14 protein-coding genes are annotated in these 17,198 nt (G+C 38.7%); 7 read left to right on the top strand and 7 right to left on the bottom strand.

Annotated elements, in window-relative coordinates:
- Nucleotides 1-9 precede the first annotated feature (9 nt).
- Nucleotides 10-1,023 (bottom strand): adenosine kinase, encoded by a 1,014-nt coding sequence (locus DS737_RS07880; RefSeq protein WP_113997241.1) that lies wholly within the window; start codon nt 1,021-1,023, stop codon nt 10-12.
- 226 nt (nt 1,024-1,249) lie between these two features.
- On the opposite strand from DS737_RS07880, the gene DS737_RS07885 reads away from it, so the two are divergent.
- The 3 genes from DS737_RS07885 to DS737_RS07895 are packed head-to-tail and all read left to right on the top strand — an operon-like array spanning nt 1,250 to nt 5,889.
- Nucleotides 1,250-4,189, top strand: coding sequence for an insulinase family protein (locus tag DS737_RS07885; RefSeq protein WP_113997242.1), 2,940 nt, complete (start codon nt 1,250-1,252; stop codon nt 4,187-4,189).
- Nucleotides 4,190-4,209: 20 nt separating this feature from the next.
- The gene (locus DS737_RS07890) at nt 4,210-5,379 is read left to right on the top strand and encodes a phospholipase A (RefSeq protein WP_004639251.1); all 1,170 of its coding nucleotides are present in this window, start codon (nt 4,210-4,212) and stop codon (nt 5,377-5,379) included.
- The gene (locus tag DS737_RS07895; RefSeq protein ID WP_113997243.1) at nt 5,380-5,889 is read left to right on the top strand and encodes a cysteine peptidase family C39 domain-containing protein; all 510 of its coding nucleotides are present in this window, start codon (nt 5,380-5,382) and stop codon (nt 5,887-5,889) included.
- Nucleotides 5,890-5,902: 13 nt separating this feature from the next.
- Here DS737_RS07895 and DS737_RS07900 read toward each other — a convergent pair whose 3' ends face one another.
- From DS737_RS07900 to ilvA, 3 genes are all read right to left on the bottom strand, one after another.
- Nucleotides 5,903-7,240, bottom strand: a complete 1,338-nt coding sequence (locus DS737_RS07900) for a TrkH family potassium uptake protein (RefSeq protein ID WP_004639248.1) — start codon at nt 7,238-7,240, stop codon at nt 5,903-5,905.
- Nucleotide 7,241: 1 nt separating this feature from the next.
- A complete protein-coding gene (locus DS737_RS07905; protein ID WP_004639247.1) occupies nt 7,242-7,892 on the bottom strand; it encodes a potassium channel family protein in 651 nt (216 codons plus the stop codon).
- A 151-nt stretch (nt 7,893-8,043) separates the two neighbouring features.
- Nucleotides 8,044-9,588: a threonine ammonia-lyase, biosynthetic gene (gene ilvA / locus DS737_RS07910; protein ID WP_004639246.1), complete on the bottom strand. Its 1,545-nt coding sequence runs from the start codon at nt 9,586-9,588 to the stop codon at nt 8,044-8,046.
- Between the two features lie 98 nt (nt 9,589-9,686).
- On the opposite strand from ilvA, the gene rpiA reads away from it, so the two are divergent.
- Nucleotides 9,687-10,358 (top strand): ribose-5-phosphate isomerase RpiA, encoded by a 672-nt coding sequence (gene rpiA / locus DS737_RS07915; RefSeq protein ID WP_004639245.1) that lies wholly within the window; start codon nt 9,687-9,689, stop codon nt 10,356-10,358.
- The gene (locus DS737_RS07920) at nt 10,358-11,050 is read left to right on the top strand and encodes a YgjP family zinc-dependent metalloprotease (protein WP_113997244.1); all 693 of its coding nucleotides are present in this window, start codon (nt 10,358-10,360) and stop codon (nt 11,048-11,050) included. Before rpiA ends, DS737_RS07920 begins: the two co-directional genes overlap by 1 nt.
- A 19-nt stretch (nt 11,051-11,069) precedes the next feature.
- Here the strand turns inward: DS737_RS07920 and DS737_RS07925 are convergent, their stop codons facing one another.
- From DS737_RS07925 to DS737_RS07935, 3 genes are all read right to left on the bottom strand, one after another.
- Nucleotides 11,070-11,723: a CDP-alcohol phosphatidyltransferase family protein gene (locus DS737_RS07925; protein ID WP_113997245.1), complete on the bottom strand. Its 654-nt coding sequence runs from the start codon at nt 11,721-11,723 to the stop codon at nt 11,070-11,072.
- Between the two features lie 82 nt (nt 11,724-11,805).
- Nucleotides 11,806-13,296 carry an alkaline phosphatase gene (gene phoA, locus DS737_RS07930; protein WP_113997246.1) on the bottom strand — a complete coding sequence of 497 codons (1,491 nt, stop codon included), beginning with the start codon at nt 13,294-13,296 and terminating at the stop codon, nt 11,806-11,808.
- A gap of 182 nt (nt 13,297-13,478) precedes the next feature.
- Nucleotides 13,479-15,008, bottom strand: coding sequence for a hypothetical protein (locus DS737_RS07935; RefSeq protein WP_113997247.1), 1,530 nt, complete (start codon nt 15,006-15,008; stop codon nt 13,479-13,481).
- 295 nt (nt 15,009-15,303) lie between these two features.
- Here DS737_RS07935 and argC point away from each other — a divergent pair, with 295 nt between their 5' ends.
- Both argC and DS737_RS07945 read left to right on the top strand, forming a co-directional pair.
- Nucleotides 15,304-16,353 (top strand): N-acetyl-gamma-glutamyl-phosphate reductase, encoded by a 1,050-nt coding sequence (argC, locus tag DS737_RS07940; protein ID WP_004639240.1) that lies wholly within the window; start codon nt 15,304-15,306, stop codon nt 16,351-16,353.
- 81 nt (nt 16,354-16,434) lie between these two features.
- Nucleotides 16,435-17,184: a DUF6776 family protein gene (locus tag DS737_RS07945; RefSeq protein WP_005080551.1), complete on the top strand. Its 750-nt coding sequence runs from the start codon at nt 16,435-16,437 to the stop codon at nt 17,182-17,184.
- Nucleotides 17,185-17,198: the final 14 nt, after the last annotated feature.

Below are 17,198 nucleotides of genomic sequence, written 5' to 3' on the forward strand. Positions count from 1 at the left end.
TTTTCCATGTTAAGCACATTCCTGTTGTGTGGTTTTAAACTGCTCAAAGAGTTTAGTGTAATGATCGACTGATAAACGTGGACCAAATTGGGCGACAACTTCGCTTGATATCAAAATTGAAAGTTGTGCAGCTGCTTGTAGGCTTAATCCAGCATTAATTGCATATAAAAATGCTCCAGAAAAAGCATCGCCAGCACCGTTAGCATCTACCGCTTCAACATGTCGGCCCGCAACATGAAATTGTTGAGCTGGATCAATGATCATTGCGCCATTTGCACCTTGTGTAATCACAATATGTTGATTTTTGATTTTCAAAACTTCAATAGCATCATTGAGATTATCAGTCTCGCTAAACATCAACGCTTCTTGTTCATTACAAAACAATAAATCTACGCCATCACCCAATAGTTCTTCAAGCCCAGTACGTGCATATTGCACCATTGCTGGATCTGAAAGAGAAAGAGCGATCTTAACACCATGTTCTCTAGCGATTTGGCGCGCTTGTTTCACAGCTTCACGAGCTGATTCACTGGTTGATAGATATCCTTCGATATAAAGCCATTTCGCTGTTTTTAATGGTTCAAAATCAATTTGTTCATCAGAAAGCTCAGCAGTAATACCAAGATAAGTTTGCATAGTACGTTCTGAATCAGGACTAATCAGGACCATGCATGTACCAGTGACACCTTCACTGATTGATTGAGCTGTGGTTTTAATACCAGCGTCATTTAAGCCATTTAAATAAATCGAACCAAGTTCATCGTTCCCGACACGGCATCCATAAAATGCTGTTCCACCTAATGAACTAAAAGCAACCGTTGTATTTGCTGCTGAACCGCCACTTGCTTGCCCTTTATAAGTCTGGGTATCTTGTAGTTTTTGATATAACGCAGATTGAGTTTCACCATCAGCCAACTGCATTGTGCCTTTTTGCAAAGCATGTTCTGTTAAAAACTCATTTGAGACTTTAAATTCTTGGTCAATGAGCGCATTCCCAATTGCAAAAAGATCAACAGTTGCCATGTTTGTCATCACATTAAAAATCAAAACATAAAGTTTACACTAATGCTCAGGATTACTGTAGGTTGTTGAGAAAAAATCAAGTTTAGAATGATTTTAGATATTCATCTTGGATATTGCTCAGTCGATGAATTTTTCTACAAAAATAGACTAATTTACATGGATATCGATTACGATTCTTCGGTAGACTCTCAAGAGTAACTATTTAAATAGATAAATTGGAGATCATATGACTGTCGATGTTTCTGAAAGTATTGCTAAAACGACTTATCCAGCGTTTCAGTTATTACGCCAACACCATGTAGAAGCACTCGATATTCACGTTTTAGAATATAAGCACAAAGTTACTGGTGCGGTTCATTATCACTTAGCAACCAATCATGACGAAAATGTATTTTTGGTTGCATTTAGAACCCAACCTATGGATTCGAAAGGGACTGCGCATATTCTAGAACATACCGCATTATGTGGTTCTGAAAAATTTCCTGTTCGTGACCCTTTCTTTTTAATGATTCGCCGTTCACTCAATACGTTTATGAATGCTTTCACGGCAGCAGACTGGACTGCTTATCCATTTGCAACACAGAATAAAAAAGATTTTCAAAATTTATTATCTGTTTATTTAGATGCAGCTTTCTCAGCGAATTTGAATCCTTTGGACTTTGCTCAAGAGGGGATTCGAATTGAACTTGAGAATAATCAAGCCGTTTATAAAGGTGTTGTTTTTAATGAAATGAAAGGCGCTATGAGTGCCCCTACAGATCAGCTTTATCATCAGCTTGCACATCATCTATTCCCTGAAACCACCTATCACTATAACTCTGGCGGTGATCCTAAAGACATACCAGATTTGAGCTATGAACAGTTAGTGGATTTTTATAAAACCCATTATCACCCAAGTAATGCCGTATTTATGACTTTTGGCAATCAAAGCGCTTATGATCTACAAGAGCAATTTGAAAAGTTGGCGTTACATAAGTTTTCTCAAGGGACTACTTTATATTCAAAACCAGAGAAGCGTTTAGCAGCACCGATTACAGTAACAGAATCTTATGCAGTTGATAGTGAAGATTTAAACGATAAGACTTATCACGTATTGTCATGGTTATTGCCAGAAACAAGTGATATTAAGTTACGCTTAGGCATGCGTTTAGTCGAAGGGATCTTATTAGAAAACTCTGCCTCGCCATTGCGCCATTATTTAGAAACCTGTGGTTACGCTCAATCCACAGGACCAATTATGGGTGTTGATGACAGTAACTTTGAAATGACTTTCTACTGCGGCGTGCAAGGTTCAAATGCTGAGCATGCTGAAACATTCAAAAATGGTGTTTTAAATATTTTAAAAGAGGTTGCATCAAAACCTGTTGATCAGGATCTCGTGGATGCAATTCTTCACCAAATCGAATTACATCAGCGTGAAATCAATGGTGATGGTACACCTTATGGTTTAAGTTTGATTCTGAATGGTTTGAGTAGTGCAATTCACCACAACGACCCAATTCATGTTTGGGATGTTGACTCTGCAATTGGGCAAGTCAAAGAAGAGCTAAAAGATCCGATGTGGTTGTCTAATCTAATACAGACACACTTGTTGGATAATCCACATCGCGTACAAATGACTTTGGTGCCAGATGCAACTAAGTCAGCAAAAGAACAACAAGATGAACAAGCGCGTTTGGCTGAAATTACTGCGAACCTAACCGAAGAACAAAGGATCGAGATTCAGCAAAAAACGGATGCTTTAAAAAAGCGTCAAGATACGCCTGATGACCTTGAGTTATTGCCAAAAGTTGGCTTGGAGGACATTCCTGCTGATCTTCAGATCGTACAAGGTCAATTGCGTGAGATCATTTGTAATCGTTTAGACACGCCATTGAATCTTTATCATGCGGGAACCAATGGTATTTATTATCAACAAGTTTTGATTCAAATCCCTGATGAAATTGTTCAATCTCCATACTTTAATTTACTGTCTATCTTGATGGGTGAGGTTGGTGCAGGTGAATACAATTATCTTGAGCTACAACAGATCCAAACGGCTGTAAGCGGTGGCTTGGGCATGGGTGCATCTTTACGAAGTAAGGTTGATGATAAGGATCGTATTAGTGCTTGGTTGACGCTTACAACTAAGTCACTTACACAAAAACTTGATGCAATTCAGTTGTTGAAATTGGCTTTTGAAAAGCTTCGCTTTGATGAGAAAGATCGGATTATCGAGTTATTACAGCAACGTAAAACTCGTTGGCAGTCGCGTTTATCGGGTTCTGGACATAGCTATGCGATGCAAACAGCATCTCGTCAAATGAGTGCATTGGCTCGCCGTGATTATCACAATACTGGTCTAGGTGCTTTAAATTGGCTTAGTGAGCTTGTGAGCAAGATTGACAAAGATGATGAGGCTTATCAGGCACTCATTGTTGAGTTACAAGCAATACATCGTATGTTATTGCAAGCACCGAAACAATTCTTATTGGTTTGTGAAGAACATCAGTCTGATCGATTGGTTGAAGAAATCCAAAACGTCTGGGATAAGTTAGAGGTTGATCCTACACCTGTAACACTGACTCAGATCGAACGAGTAGATAGCAATGTTGATGAGGCATGGCTAATCCAAGCAAATGTACAGTTTTGTGCATCTGCCTATCAAGCTGTGGATGTTTCACATCCTGATGCTGCACCATTAATGGTGCTAGCAGCTTATCTACGTAACGGTTTCTTACATAGTGCGATTCGTGAAAAAGGTGGCGCATATGGTGGTGGAGCAAGCTATGATGGAAATGCGTGTTCATTCCGTTTTTACAGCTATAGAGATCCTCGCTTAGAAGAAACTTTTAAAGATTTTGAAGCGAGTATTCAATGGTTACTAAACAGCGAACAATATCCGTATCAACTAGAGGAAGCGATTTTAGGTCTTGTTGCAAGCATGGATAAGCCAGGTTCGCCAGCTGGTGAGGCGATTACTGCTTGTTATGCTTATTTGCATGCACGCACACCAAAATTCCGAAAATTACTACGTGAACGCTTGTTAAATGTAACCTTGGCTGATTTGCAACGTGTTGCGAAACAATATTTACTCGAACAGAAACCAGTTAAAGCTGTTGTTGCTCCATTTGCAAAGCGTGGGGCTTTACAACAACTTGGTTTTAATATTCAACAGGTTAATTAAAAGAAAAGTTGGAGACATCTATGACGTTCAAATCATTTGAACGTAGTCATCTTGGGCTGAGTGTTATTACGATACTCAGTTCACTCACTACGTCATTGGCAAATGCACAAGCGACAGCACCTGCAAGCCCAGCCACTGCGGAAGCCTGTGTCGCTTTAGCATCCAATGCAGACCGTTTAGCATGTTATGACCGTCTTTTTAAAGCACCCACCATTATCGAGTCAGTGGAGCAACCAGCACCAGAACCTGTTTTGGCTGCATCTGCGCCTGTGGTAGAGCGTAAAGAAAGTCCGCAAGCAGAGTCACTAAAAGACAAAGTTGTACAGAAAGTCAGTGATTTTCACATATTAGGACCAGCGCCAAAGTTTGATCCAAACGTGTCGTTATTAGACCGCCGCTGGGAGCTTTCAGAAGAAAGTAAATTAGGTGCTTGGAATATCCGTGCCTATCAACCAGTCTATTTGTTACCTGTATTTTGGACCAGTAATAAAAATGAATTTCCAAGCAGTCCAAATCCTGTAAATACGGTAGATGAGAAGCAAAATCTAACGTCATCTGAAGCCAAGTTTCAGCTTTCTTTAAAGACCAAAGCTTGGGAAAATATCTTTGGGAATAATGGTGATCTCTGGTTGGGCTATACGCAATCTTCACGCTGGCAAGTTTACAATTCAGAAGAATCACGACCATTTCGTGAGACCAATTATGAACCTGAAGCGAGTTTGATGTTTAGAACCAATTATGAAATTTTAGGTTTGAATGCGCGTTTGCTTGGTGTCACGTTGAACCACCAATCAAATGGTCGTTCAGATCCGTTATCTCGTAGTTGGAACCGTGTGATTTTTAATCTTGGTTTTGAAAAAGATAATTTCGCACTTATGCTGCGTCCTTGGTATCGGGTAGAAGAAGATGCCAAAGATGATAATAACCCTGATATTAAGGATTATATTGGTCGTGGCGATTTAACCGCATTTTACCGTAAGGGTGATAATGAATTTTCTTTAATGTTACGACATTCATTAAAAGGCGGAGATCGCTCGAATGGCGCAGTTCAGTTTGATTGGGCATTTCCTATTACAGGCAAGTTGCGTGGACACTTCCAATTGTTTGATGGTTATGGTGAAAGTTTGATTGACTATAATCACAAAGCTACTTATGTCGGTTTGGGTGTGTCGCTGATGAATTGGTATTAAATGGGCTTAAATATTCCTAAACCTTTGCTGGAGCTAGAGGCAAATTGTGGTGTATTTGCAGTTTGGTTGATTGTAAAACAATATGATACCCATATTGATATTGCTGATCTAATTCGTTTGTGTCGCCATGATCAGCAAGAAGGTACATTTACCATTGCTTTAGCAGTAGCATTAAAAAAAATAGGTTTTAAGGTCTCATTTTATACTGACCCTGATCCAAATATTGATGATAATGAAAGACAAAGTTACCTTGATGCTGAGCGTTTAAACATTCCAGTTCAAGCTGCTTTGTCTTATTTCGATATTCAGCAAGCCTTTGATCATGGGAAATTTGTCATCGTATTCTATGATACTTTTCAAGGCGTTGGTAATCAGTCCTTAATTTATTCTATTGATGAACAACAAATTAGTTTCTGTGATCATTTTGATGTAATGACCAAAAACGAATTTGAACAACAACGCCAAGCTGATGGTATTTGTAGGCAAGCCGTTGTTGTTGAACACGCTTAAATGACAATCCTCATCACCCAATCTGAATATTTGCAGTAGGGTGTTTTAAACGACTCTTTTTTGGAGTAGCGATTAAATAAGCTAGTGTGAGTGGTCCTAGCCGACCCGTAAACATCAATAGGCACAGGACAAGTAGGCTGCCATCATGTAATTCTCCAGTCGCACCTCTCGACAGTCCTACGGTACAGGCGGCTGATAACACTTCGAACATCAAGTCCAGTACATCAAGTTCAGGTTCTAATATCAATATAATAAAGCCACCAAGAAATATGAGCATTCCAGTTATGGCCGCAACAGCGAGAGCTTTATAGGTCGTTTCTTGCGAAATGGCGTGATTAAAAATGCGGATTTCGTCATTACGTCGCAGAAATGCAACCACACACAGCACCAAAATGACAAAGGTTCCAACTTTGATTCCGCCAGCAGTACTCAGAGAGCCACCGCCAATAAACATGAGTAACATGGTGAGAAGTGTTGTACTGTTATTCATTGAACCTGTGTCAATTGTATTGAAACCCGAGGAACGAGGTACCGTGGCTTGAAACCATGAATTGACGGCTTGTTCACCAAGACTCATTGACCCTAATGTCATCGGATTACGTGATTCTAAGAGCCAAATCATGATGAAGGCAAATATATTGATAATAACGATGGTACTTACAACAAGTTTGGTGTTTGGACTAAGTTTTCTCCATTTTTTATTCTGTTTAATATCCATTAAAACTAAAAAACCGATTCCACCTAAGATGTACAAAAGACTAATGGTGAGACAAATAAAGTAATTGCCATAAAAATTGCTCAGTCCATTGTCAAATAGAGAAAATCCAGCATTGTTAAAAGCGGAGATACTATAAAAAACAGAATAGTAGAGTCCTTTGGGTATCCCATAAAGAGGAATAAAGCTGGTTGATAATATGATAGCGCCAATCAACTCAAAGAAAATGGTATAAGCCACAACACCTTTAGCAATAAAAGTGACTTTCGATAAGCTTGTTTGTCCCAAGCTTTCTTGTGCCATCATTTGTTGCTTTAAGCCCACTTTTGGAGACAAACTAAGTGCTGCTAATATCGCAAAGGTCATAAAACCCAATCCACCCGACTGGATCATCAGCAGAATAATAAATTGTCCAAAATGTGTATAAGACTCTCCAATATTAACCACAGACAAGCCTGTAATCGTCACGGCAGAGGTCGCAGTGAAAATGGCATCCATCCAAGAAATTTGTCCAGTATGCGAAATGGGAAGCTTAAGTAACAAAGTTCCAATTACGATAAAGCTAAGAAATCCGATGGCAAGAAGAGACGGGGGACTTAGATTAAAAATCTTTTGTGTCTGTGTTTTCGTTGTCATTTTATTGGAAACACTCAGAGAGTTTTTTAAGATTTACAAGTAATCCTTCTAAGATAAGTACATCTCCTTTATTTAATGTAAAGGTGGTGTCTGTTTCATAGAAGATATCTTTATTGCGTTTAACCAATAGAAGTTTGACGTGAGGTGCTAGCTGCATCAAGCCTGATAAATTAATACCATGTAATTTTTCTTTGATTGGAACTTTAATAATAAAGTGGTCATCATCCAATGCCATATATCGACTTACCATTGGATAGTTGAGTGCCTGTGCAACACGAACACCCATATCTTCTTCAGGATGAATGATTTTATTAATATTGAGATGAGATAAAATAGTATGGTGTGCTTTGGTTTTTGCTTTGACCCAAATTTTATCTATTCCTAGATTTTTTAAACTGAGCACGCATAAAATGCTGGCTTCGATGTCTTCACCGATTGCAACAACAACAGCATCACAGTTTTGTACATTCAACTCATCTAGTACATGTTCATCAGTAGCATCTGCGATAACCGCATGAGTAATTTTGTCTGCAAGGTTTTCGACATTACGTTTTTGGGTGTCTATGCCGATAACATCATGATTTAGCTTAGTAAGTTCAAGTGCAACAGTTGCACCAAAACTGCCTAAACCAATGACTGCAAATTGTGCCATAACGGTCCTTAACTAAATGATTAGAATGTCTTTTTATCTATTTTAAAATGGATAAAAATTCTCTTTGTAATGATTTTGTGTTGCTCGAAAACATTTGTCTAGTACACATAAAAAGAAAACCGACAACTGTCGGTTTTCTTGACTGTGATTTTTACTTTAAGAAACGCTTATATCCAATATTGTCGCTAATTTCAGCATATGGATAAGTGATTTGTTCAAGCGTCTCAATAAGCCCATCCGGATTTTGCTTCGCATCAGTGGCTTGTAAACCAACCAGTACTCGACCTTCGGCAGCGCCGTGATTACGGTAGTGGAATAACGTAATGTTATGCGTTGGGCCTAATCGCTCAAGGAAGGTTAATAGTGCACCTGGTCGTTCAGGAAATTCCACACGGAATAAACGTTCGTTTTCAATATTGGCATGACCGCCAATTAGGTATCGAATATGTAGTTTAGCAACTTCATCATCTGAAAGATCATCTACTTCATATTGCTGCTTTAACATCTCATGAATTTCGTGACGCTCAGTTTCACCGCCTTTTAGGCTAATACCAACAAACACCTGTGCTTGATTACTATCACTTGCACGATAATTAAATTCAGTAATATTGCGACCCTGTAATGAACGGCAGAAATTAAGGAATGCACCTTTTTGTTCAGGGATGGTGACAGCATAGATTGCTTCTTTACGTTCACCTAATTCAGTACGTTCAGCAATATAACGGAGGCGATCAAAGTTCATGTTTGCACCACAAACAATTGAGACCATGTTTTTATCGCTGATTTGATGTTCGGCAACGTATTTTTTTATACCTGCCAAAGCCATTGCACCAGAAGGTTCAACGATACTACGATTTTCATCATAGGTATCTTTGATTGCAGCACAGATTTCATCGGTATTTACCGTAACAATTGTTGGATCAACAATCGGACCTGAATTGTCTGATTTACGCAGTTGTACCATTTCAAAAGGAAGCTCACCAATTTGTGCAACTGCTGTGCCATCTGCAAATAATCCAACATGCGGTAAAATCACACGTTCATTGGCCGCGAGTGCAGCTTTTAAACAAGCTGACTCTTCATACTCAACACCGATCACTTTGACGTGTGGTGCAACTTCACCTAGATAGGCAGCTACACCTGCAATTAAACCGCCACCGCCGACAGCAACAAAAACATATTCGACATCACGCCATTGACGTAAGATTTCATTGGCAATGGTGCCTTGACCTGCAATGACGAGTTCATCATCATAAGGTGGAATAAAAACTAGGCCTTCGGCTTCTGCACGTTGTTTAGCATATTTATTAGCAACATCAAAGCTGTCACCATATAGTACAACTTGACCGCCTAAATTTTTAACAGCTTGTACCTTAATGTCGGGTGTTGTGCTTGGCATGACAATAATGGCAGGAATACCTAGCTTCTTCCCTGATAAAGCAACACCTTGAGCATGATTTCCTGCTGAAGCACAGATTACTCCACGCTCAAGTTGATCTTTCGGAAGTTGGCTAATACGGTTATAAGCACCGCGAAGTTTGAAAGAGAAAACAGGCTGTAAATCTTCACGTTTAAATCGAATATTATTATTAATTTTTTGACTAATTCGTGGAGCTGCTTCTAGCGGTGTTTCAATCGCAACATCATAAACCGTTGCTTGTAAAATTTGTCGTACCACACGAGACAGCATGTTCATCTTCCCTATAACAGTTTAAAATAGGGGATCATTGTAGCAAACCCCTGTGCATTTGCGCTGTTTTCTTACAGCAAATGTCAAAATAGTTGAGTGAAGTCATGAGTCTATATGCAACCCAAGATGAAAAAAAACAAGCTGCGGCTAAAGCAGCTTTAAAACATTTGCCTAAAGGCGGCATTTTGGGCGTAGGAACTGGAAGTACGGTTAACTTTTTAATTGATTTGTTACCTGAATTGCAATTAGAAGCAGCAGTTGCGAGTTCAAATGCAACAGCAGAACGCCTTAAAGAATTGGGTATCGAAGTTGTTGATATGAACTCTGTAGGCGGCCTAGATGCTTATGTAGATGGAGCTGATGAGATAGATCGTCATATGCATATGATCAAAGGTGGTGGTGCTGCGTTGACACGTGAGAAAATTGTTGCCTCTATTGCCAAAAAATTTGTTTGTATAGTTGATGATTCGAAATGGGTTGAGCAATTAGGACGTGATTTTCCGTTACCTGTTGAAGTGATCCCGATGGCACGTTCAGCTGTCGCACGTAAAATTGTCGCTTTAGGCGGTGATCCTGTATATCGTGAAGGTGTTGTGACTGATAATGGAAATGTGATTTTGGATGTTTATAATTTAAATATCCTCAATCCAATTGAGTTAGAGAAAACATTAAATAACATCCCAGGTGTTGTAACCAATGGTATTTTCGCACTCAATGCAGCAACGATCGCAATTGTTGCAACCAATAATGGAATTGAAGAGCGTGTAGCGCAGTAATGGTATCTGTTTCTGTAGAAACGCCATTACCAGAAGTCAAAGTAGTTCGACATGCAAGGGCGAGAAATTTGCGTTTGCGTGTCGAGCCAACTGGCATTCGTTTGACGGTACCGCTGTTTTGTACTAAACGTCAGATTCAACAATTTTTAAATCAATCCGAACCATGGCTTTTGGCTACATGGGCAAAGCAACAACAGCAACTGCTTCAAACATCCACTTTTCCTGAGCAATTGGTATTATTCGCCCATACTCAATCATTCTCTATTGTGAAACAAAAACAACGCCACATCTTTATATTTAATTGGGAATTACAGACGTTATTTATTCGAGAGATAGAGTCTGAAAAAGCACTACAAGCAGCGGTATTGGCTTATGCAAAACAATTTTTACCTGAATATTTAAATCAAATCAGCCGAGAAATCGGCTTGCCTTACCAAGCGTGTACAGTCCGAAAACCAAAGACAAGGTGGGGAAGTTGTACCTCTAAACATGACATCATGTTAAATGCAGCTTTGGTTTTGATGCCTGAGTCGATTGTTCGCTCTGTTTGTGTGCATGAATTGGCACATACCAAACATTTTGATCATAGTGAAGCTTTTTGGGCTGAAGTTGCGAAACATGATCCAAATTACATCGAACATCGTAAACAGTTGAAGCAGGTTCAATTACCGAGTTGGTACTATCAAAAATAATAGCGTCTGATTGGTTTATTTAACCATTAAAAAAACGATTGCGTTGAATTTCTAATCCTTGTCTTAAACGAAGAGCTTGTTTGAGACTAGGTACATCATTCTGCCACTGCTTGAGTGTGAGAATGATTGCGATAATTTCAATGCGTGTCAGAATTCCTAGCCAAATAACTGCGTTAAATAAAAGTTGTGATTGTCCTGTAAGTGTGATTTGAACCAGCAATGCAAATAAAAATAAAGTCCATATTTTTGCTCCTATCGTATGAGTTGCAATTTCTTTCTTAAATTTAAAGTAGCTGATGATATAAGTGAATGCTTCAAAGATAATTAAAATAATGATTGGAAAAATATGTTGTTTAAAGAATTCTGGTTGCTGTAAATAAATTGCACTGATCGCACAGATAAAGAAAATTTGGTCAATATTTGAGTCTAATCTACGTAGATTCTGATCCGAGATGCCCAAATGTCGAGCGATGATGCCATCAAAAATGTCACTGAGAAGTCCTAATGTCAGGAAGATTACAGTGTAAATGGGATAAAATTTGATTTGCATTAGGGTAATAATAACAATGAGTATGCCAAGGATGAGTCTTAAATAAATAAGAAGTTTAGGAATTTTCTTTGCGATTGGCATCAAATTTAAGCTTGAATCATCATGTTGGAAAGAGTATAGCATTCACATTAGTGGTTATGTGCATGACTCAATTTCCATAGATAAAAACGACCACAAATATTGTGGTCGCCTTAATTGGTACTGTTTATCTTGAGGCGTTTTGTTGAATGCCTAACGCATCACGGATAATAAAGAATAAATCTGTTTGATCTAGTAAGCCAGATACGTTCGCAGCACGTGGTCCATAAGCCGCAATACGGACTTGTGCACCAGTATGATGTTGACTTGAACCTTCTGGAGCGGTGCCATAGTTGATTGCCATTGCAACCCCATCTTTGGTTTTCAGAGCTGCAGTCTGTCCTGGGCTATCTCCATTTATTGGTATAATTTGGCTTGTATGTGCATGATCACCTGTTACAACAATCAATGTCTCGCCGTGTTCTTTTGCAAATTTAAGAGCAACTTGAATGGCTTCATCAAGCTGTACAGTTTCACCAATTTGTCCACACGGATCGGCTGCATGATTTCGTTTATCAATAGAACCGCTTTCAACCTGTAAAAAGAAGCCTTTTTCATTGTTGCTTAATAGCTCGATCGCTTTTTCTGTCATTTGTGCCAAGCGTGGTGTTTGAATAGAAAAGGCACTATTATCTCGGCAGCTTTCGGCACCTTTTTTATGTCCATTTAATTGTGTTACTGGACCACTCCAGATAACAGGAAGGTTGCCATCGGCGAATAAGCCGAGTAAAGGCTGGTTTTGATTGGCACTATCAACTGCTTTTAACGAGTTTAGGTCTTCAACAATACGATAATTTTCTAATTTTGCGCGTTCAAGTAAGGTCTTATCTTTGAAAGGACCTGCTTTTGCAACTTCATAGAATGTTTTCTTGCCGCCACCTAAAGTAACGTCAGCACGTGTTGTTAAAAGCTGTTCTGTGATCGAACCTAATCCACCATTTTCCAATGCGCTTTCAGGACAACGTTTAGTGGTTTCATTTGGTCCATAACACTTACGTGCGCTGATATGCGAGACTAAAGCGGCAGGGGTTGCATCTTGCAGCTCTGTGGTGGTTACATTACCTGTCGCAAATCCAGCTTTTTTTGCTAGCTCTAATAGTGTTGCATGATGGTTTCCGCGAATATCTAGGCCTAAGGCATTGTTATAAGTTTTAATTCCAGAAGCCCATGCAGTTGCTGATGCTGCGGAGTCGGTCACGTAATCAACTTCGCCATCTTTATTAAATGAATAAGTCGTATAGCTTCCAGTGAAAGGTAAGACGTCCAAGCCTTTAAAATAACCAGCCGCGCCTTCTGCATAGTTTCGTGCTGCGGTGATTTCAGAATCGCTCGTACCATCACCAATAAATAGAATTACATGCTTGACGGTTTTGTCACTCAGAGACTCTCGCATTGCTTGAGTACGTTCTTTTTTTAAACGAGTTGCTCCGCCAAATTCACTAACATTACCATTTGCACCAACTTCAAGAAGTTCACCATCAAATTGAGGTGTTGTTACGGGTGGCTTTGGTTTTTCTAAAGGTTGATTTGATGATGAGTAATTATTGTCATCTCCGCCACATGCGGTAAATAATAGGGAGGTGATTAATATAGGTAAAAGTAATGGTTTTAGTTTCAAAGTTTTTTCTCTAAAAATTAGTTGATAAGTAAACTAATTAATAGATATGAAGTTTTGGTTAACATTTGATGACGGTTTAATGACAATAAAAATTAATATTTCTAACAATGAATGAAAATTTGATTTCTTAATCTAAATCAGGCAATCAAAAATGATGTTTCAATTGCCTGATTTAAGTATGATTAGCTGAAATTACATTGTAACTGTGTACTTTGTAATTGGTCTGGTGCTTTTCGACTATCCAAACCTGCACTGGCACTTAATACTTGATTTTCTTTAAGGTGTAATTGCACAAATTCATATTGAAGTTCGCCTTGCTTAGGCTCAGGGGAGCTGCTATTTAGCAGATATTCGTGATCAGCTTTATTAACTCTTAATAAATTATCTGTGCTGTCACCATCTAACTTGGATCGAAACTTTTGATTATCTTTTATCAGTTCAATCCAGCCATCGGCTCGAACATTAAGCTGACAATTTTGGGTACTGTCTTGGTAATGACCAATGAGATATTCAATCGTTGGTAAAGAGTGATTAATCAGATTGATGCCGATTAAACCTTGTTTACAAGGGTAGATTGAGCCATTACATGTTGCACTGGTATCTGCAAAACCGACAGCACGACGATAATCACCAGCACCATTCAAGCGAACACTTGAGGGTGTGGATGGATCAGCAATTGGCATGACACCAGCATAAGTGCGTTGTTGTAAGTTGCTGTAGTTTTTGGGATTAGTGCTGCTTTGGTTAAAAGAGTCAGCAAGCTCAAGAACTGCCTGCTTTAATGAAGCTGCATATTGCTCACGCGCATTTTTTTGAGTGGTTCCAATACCAATAATTGTGTTTTTGGCGGGATCAATGTTGTCAGGTGTGGTTGCGACCAGTGAAGTTAAAGGTGCTGGATCACCACGAAGCGTTTTTCCATCCAGGTAACCATCTCTTAAATCAATAGCCAGATTATGAGCAAATTCGACAAAGCTATTGTCTGGGTATGTGTTGGCCCACTGACGTAAATAACCAAAACTCAGATAGGTGTTTGCGTATAAAGCAGTTTTTAAATGAGCATCTTGAGGTGAAAATACGTGAAAAAGAGTAGTTGCTTCTACATTTGGGATATCAAGATTTTTAAAGGCACTTAATAGTGCGGCATCTACATCACCTGTCGCAAGATCAAGTTGATTTGCTGTGATGAGCATAGGATATTGGTTTTCATCAGTAGGTAATTGTCCTGAACGTACCAATGCTCTTTGATATATCGCTTCAGAACTTGGATTGATAAAAATTGCTTGAGTTAGATTGCTTACATCAACCTTTACCAAAGCTCGCCAAGTAAAGTTCATGCTTTCGTATTTACTCGTGAGGAAGTTATATACAATAGAACTAGGAGTTGTAGAGATCTCAACACGATATAAGCGGTTTCTGTCTAAAATATAAGGTAGAGTCACTTTTAAATTTGTAGTGGTAATGACATTTTGCTCAAGCACTAATTTGTTATCAGAATTATCAAACACCTTTAGCACGACATTACGCATCTCAATCGGCACTTTAATGTTGAAATCTTTTGGCTTAGGAACAATAACCTCTTCTGGTTGAGATTCTTTATTCGCTTTACTTTCACCGCTACCACAACCAACTAAAGTGGTGCCGAGTAAAATGACACTCAAGCCTAAACAAATATGATGATGTAATCTTTGTTCTAACATCAAAGAAGGCATTCCAGCTCTCCAAAAAAAATTTGCATCCATGAAAATTATTATTTCTACGCGGTTTTATTCTATGCGAATCTGTCCTTGATTCAATAGTATTTCTTGACCAATGGTAAAATCTATTCGAATAAAATAAAAAAGCTTTTAATTCTTATATATGATTTTGGGGTGATATGCGAATAGATTGCTGTTAATTCTATCATTGATCATTAATTTCTTATAAGTTAGTGGCTTGTAGATTGTGTAAAACAAGGCAAACTGCCATACTATTTGCTTACCTCAATTAAAGCTAAAGGTGTGACACGTGATTTCTGTTGGTATTGTTGGTGGGACTGGATACACAGGGGTTGAGCTATTACGTCTATTATTAAGACATTCACAAGTTCAAGTCAGTATTCTTACTTCACGTACAGAAGCCGGAAAGCGTGTTGCAGATATGTTCCCAAGTTTACGTGGACATACTGATTTAGAGTTTTCAGATCTTGACTTAGATCAGTTAAAAAAATGTGATGTAATTTTCTTTGCTACACCGCATGGTGTCGCTATGCAACATGCTGAAGAGCTAATTGCAGCAGGTACTAAAGTAATTGATCTCGCAGCTGATTTTCGTTTGCAAAATCTTGAGCAGTTCGAGAAATGGTATGGTATGCAACATACTTGCCCAGAGGTTCTTCAGTCTTCAGCGTATGGTTTAACTGAACTCAATCGTGAGAAAATTAAACAAGCTGAAGTGATCGGTAATCCTGGGTGTTATCCAACAACTGTACAACTTGGACTCGCACCACTGATAAAAGATCAGTCGGGTTTGATTAACACACAAAGTATTATTGTCGATGCTAAATCGGGTGTGTCAGGTGCAGGACGTAAAGCTAGTCTTGGTATGATTTATACTGAAAATGCTGATAATTTCAAAGCTTATGGTGTTGCAGGACATCGTCATCATCCAGAAATTGTTGAGGCATTGGAAAATATATCGGGACAAAAAAGTCAGTTTGATCAACTGGTGTTTGTGCCTCATTTAGTACCTATGATTCGTGGTATGTTAAGCACGATTTATGTTGATTTAACTGAGCAAGGTCAGCAAAAAGATCTACAAGTGTTGTATGAAGATTTTTATAAGGACGAAAGATTTGTTGATGTTATGCCAGCAAATAGTTCTCCAGAGACTCGTAGCGTCCGAGGCGCAAATGAGCTTAGAATTGCATTATACCGTCCTCAACCAAGTAAACTCATTATCTTGGTTGCACAAGATAATCTAGTGAAAGGTGCTGCTGGACAAGCTGTTCAAAATATGAACTTGATGTTTGGCTTTGATGAAGCAACTGGTTTAGAAGGCATTGGTTTATTACCATAAAAAACGCTTTTTTACTTCACACACATTTAAATTTGGATTTAAATGTGTGCTTTGATGTAGATCATAACGATAGAGATGAAGATGGAAAACGTTGAACCGACGAATTCACCAGACAGTTCCGTTGAGAAAAACAAATTCTTAAAATCAAATTTACCTTTGTTAATTGCTGCTGCAATTTTAATTGGTGGTAGTTTCATGGTTGGCTATACTGTTGGCCATCGTCAAGGATTAACCGTTGTTGGTTATGATGCAGATGCTGAGCAGCTCGTTGAAGTTGTCCAAAAGCAAAAGACGGCCTTGGACTCGATGAATAGAAGTTTGAATACAGCTATTCAAGAGCGAGATATGGCTGTAAGTAATGCTGATGACTTGTTTAAAGCGATCAATCAAGCCAATGCGGAGAAAACCCAGTTTCAAGGGATGAATGCGATTTACCGTGAAATATTGAAACAACGAGGTGGTGTCAGCTTAACGATACAGAATCTTGCTATTAAATCGTTACCTGAAAATGCTTTTGAATATCAAATTGATTTGGTGCAAGTGAGCCCGAATAAACGCCGTGCTAGTGGTACTGTTGAATTACGTTTGATCCGAAATACTGAAATTCTAGATGTACCTTTAGAAGATAAAAGTTTTAACTTTGAAGACTTTGAACGTTTGACTGGACGCTGGACGATGCCAAAAGGATTTACACCTCAATTTATTGAAGTTCGTTTAAGTGGATCTGGAACACCAGTGATTAAACGGTTTAGCTGGCAACGTGGTCAACCTGTAGAATTAAATTCTGCTTTTGTATCAGAAATTCCTCAAGCTGAAGCAAATGCTCAGTAAATTTAAAGATTAAG

This window comes from Acinetobacter haemolyticus, assembly GCF_003323815.1.
GTDB lineage: Bacteria > Pseudomonadota > Gammaproteobacteria > Pseudomonadales > Moraxellaceae > Acinetobacter > Acinetobacter haemolyticus.